The sequence below is a fragment of the Candidatus Protochlamydia sp. R18 genome, assembly GCF_000648255.1.
GTDB lineage: Bacteria > Chlamydiota > Chlamydiia > Chlamydiales > Parachlamydiaceae > Protochlamydia > Protochlamydia amoebophila.
The window spans coordinates 1-2636 of sequence record NZ_BASL01000745.1; the positions used below are offsets into that span (position 1 = coordinate 1).

Genomic DNA, 2636 nt, shown 5'->3' on the forward strand with positions numbered 1-2636 from the left:
TTATGAATAATTTAAGACTAAATAAGCAGAAATTGGCAGCTCTAACTAAATAGGCGAGGTTTTTCAAGAAACTGATCTAATTTAATAGCTAATTGTTTTAAATCAAGAAGAGAAGAATAAAATGTACATACTGCGGATCAGATTTGGTAAAGAAGAGTGTTGACATTGCCCGCGAAAAGGGGCACAACAAAAAATAGAAAATCATACTATCCTTTAAAAAAGCACAGAAAAATTTTAAAAAGCGTTTATAGTTTCAGGGTGTTTACTGAAAAAGAAAAGATGCTTATAAGATTTAAGGGATTTAATTTAGAGTAAAATTATTTTGCCTCTTGAATCAGACGCCTGAAATTAAACTTTAGAAGTCTTCCCATTTAGATGGGAAAGCAGTCACTAGAGATTGAGTACGCTTCTAGAGCCTTCAGAAGTGACATTTTGCAACTTTAAACTCTTTACAGTAGTTACTGATGTAAAAAATTTAGCCCAGACCTTAATAGGATTGCTTCTGCGCTTTTACTGCTTTTTCGTTAGTAAGTCTTCCATTTTTCATTATTGTACCGCGAAATCTTTGAGAATTTTGCCCAGCTAAATTCGTTCGTATTCATATTTTCAATTATAATTTAAAATTTATTCTAAACGACTTAATTATGGCATCATAAAACGATGAATAAGCAATAATTGATTAAAAGCGATATTTGCCAAGCCAGTTCAAGCAAGCGTTAAATGGAAGGACGTTGAATCCCTATTCGCTGCTCTTGGTGCAGATACTCAAGAGGGGAGAGGCTCAAGAATCAGAATTCTATTAAACGGCCAAGAGGCCATTTTTCATCGTCCGCATCCTCAAAAAGAAACGGATAAAGGTGCGCTTATTTCCGTACGTAGGTTTTTAGAAAATACAGGAGTAAAGCCATGTTAAAATATAAAAATTATTCTGGTTTTGTTCTCTATGATGATACAGCTCGTATTTTTCATGGAGAAGTAACAGGATTAAGAGCTGTTATTACTTTTCAAGGAACAACTGTTGACGAAATCAAGCAAGCTTTTAGGGATTCTATTGATGATTATATTGATTGGTGTAAGGAAAGAGGAGTAGAGCCAGAAAAGTCGTACTCAGGAAAGTTCAGCTTAAGAATGCCTTCAGATCTTTATGTAAAAATCGCAGCGTAAGCGGCTCAAAATGGAATGAGTATTAATACTTACATAGTCAATAAGCTTTCTACAGCTTGATGTCTTTTAAATTCTTAAAACAAGGATTGAATTAATGAATAAAAAAGAAAACTTTAAGTGCCTATAATTATTTTCAAACTCTCCAATAAACTCATCTACAATATTGAGTCATCTAATTTTCTTTCTATTTGCAAGCTGATTCGACATAAAATCAAGGCTTCAAACTTCATCGACTTGTGTTTTTCAAAGGATAGCAGATTTTTTACTTTCTGTTAGACCTTTTTTGCGGGGCAATGTCATTCATTATATTTACACATTCAATGACAGATGTAAAAAAATTTAGCTCAGTACTACAAGGCAATCCTTGTGCCGTTCAAACTGTCATTATGAAAAATAGTATTACAGCTGCTGAAAAAGCTAGTTTAGCTACACTGCCGCAAATAGACCGGCCTTAAAAGTGACATACGTCTAGTCATTCATCGATTCTTTATTGATCAACTGCTAAATAGGCGGTTGGTCGATAAATCTTTCGTATTTTTCTTTTAAAAAACCTCTTATACAATCAATAATATAAATTATCATTTAAATTTCATCGATATAGGTCTATTTAATCTGTTTTGGCTTGAAAAGTTTAAGTTTTATATTAAATAGAACATTTATGAGAGCATCTAAAGAAAACGTCAAATTAAACTTTAATTAAAGCTGGAAAGGCATTTTTAATACGGTTATTTTCTTTGAGCATAAATAGTAGGCTTTTTTCTTCCCAATTCTTAACATTTCTGTTTCAAAGCTAATATTTCTTGAGATTAAAATTAGAAATCTGCTAAAAAATTAATTTGACAAAACAGGAAAGAAAATAACTTATTGTAAAGACAATGCATGCAAATAAAAATGAGTAATTAAATATTATTAATATTATACTGTCTTTATTTTAATTAAATTATTGATTTAATATGTTTTATTTTTTTTAATAAAATAACCCTGTTAAGTTGTTTAGAGCGATTTCAAATTTTAACCTTTGGAGATTATTATGATGATGCAAACAACTGGAGACAGACCTACAGTTTTTATTAACTCTGATTTTTTTAAAGAAACCATTAGATCGACTAACAATGAAATTATCGATAAAATAACACCTATTGTACAAGAAAGCTTAAAACAAAGTGCAGACTTAGCCTTTGATAAAAGTAGAGAATTAACAGGGAATGTAAGCAAAGAAAAGGTTAAAGCGAGCTGCCCTATTGTTGCTACACAAGTTAACCAAATTGTAGACGCTACTTCAATAGTAATAGCAAACAAATCTAAAGAGCTTTCTAACACTGTTATTGATTCTACTACACCAAAAATAGCAAAAGCCTCTAAAGAAGGTTGTAATAAATGCAGTGATAGCACTGTTGATTCTGTAAAAGGCTTATTTCCTTGGTTTTCCTAATAAATTCTAATATTCTGTGCACTTATACACCATATATATA

4 protein-coding genes are annotated in these 2636 nt (G+C 31.0%); all 4 read left to right on the forward strand.

The annotated features are described in order from the left end of the window. Window positions 1-688 precede the first annotated feature (688 nt). The 4 genes from TY19_RS26905 (at window position 689) to TY19_RS08960 (ending at window position 2596) form a co-directional block, all read left to right on the forward strand. Complete coding sequence (locus TY19_RS26905) at window positions 689-913, forward strand: type II toxin-antitoxin system HicA family toxin (RefSeq protein ID WP_079979287.1); 225 nt, start codon at window positions 689-691, stop codon at window positions 911-913. After that, window positions 907-1164 (forward strand): type II toxin-antitoxin system HicB family antitoxin, encoded by a 258-nt coding sequence (locus TY19_RS08955; protein ID WP_042281955.1) that lies wholly within the window; start codon window positions 907-909, stop codon window positions 1162-1164. The genes TY19_RS26905 and TY19_RS08955 overlap by 7 nt, the downstream gene beginning before the upstream one ends. Before the next feature lie 293 nt (window positions 1165-1457). Then, window positions 1458-1619 carry a hypothetical protein gene (locus TY19_RS16270; RefSeq protein WP_158383172.1) on the forward strand — a complete coding sequence of 54 codons (162 nt, stop codon included), beginning with the start codon at window positions 1458-1460 and terminating at the stop codon, window positions 1617-1619. A gap of 575 nt (window positions 1620-2194) precedes the next feature. Next, a complete protein-coding gene (locus TY19_RS08960) occupies window positions 2195-2596 on the forward strand; it encodes a hypothetical protein (RefSeq protein WP_042281957.1) in 402 nt (133 codons plus the stop codon). Window positions 2597-2636: the final 40 nt, after the last annotated feature.

Coding starts and splice junctions, on each gene's coding strand:
- TY19_RS08955 (WP_042281955.1), top strand. CDS start 907: ATGTTAAAATATAAAAATTATTCTGGTTTTGTTCTCTATGATGATACA.
- TY19_RS16270 (WP_158383172.1), top strand. CDS start 1,458: ATGTCATTCATTATATTTACACATTCAATGACAGATGTAAAAAAATTT.
- TY19_RS08960 (WP_042281957.1), top strand. CDS start 2,195: ATGATGATGCAAACAACTGGAGACAGACCTACAGTTTTTATTAACTCT.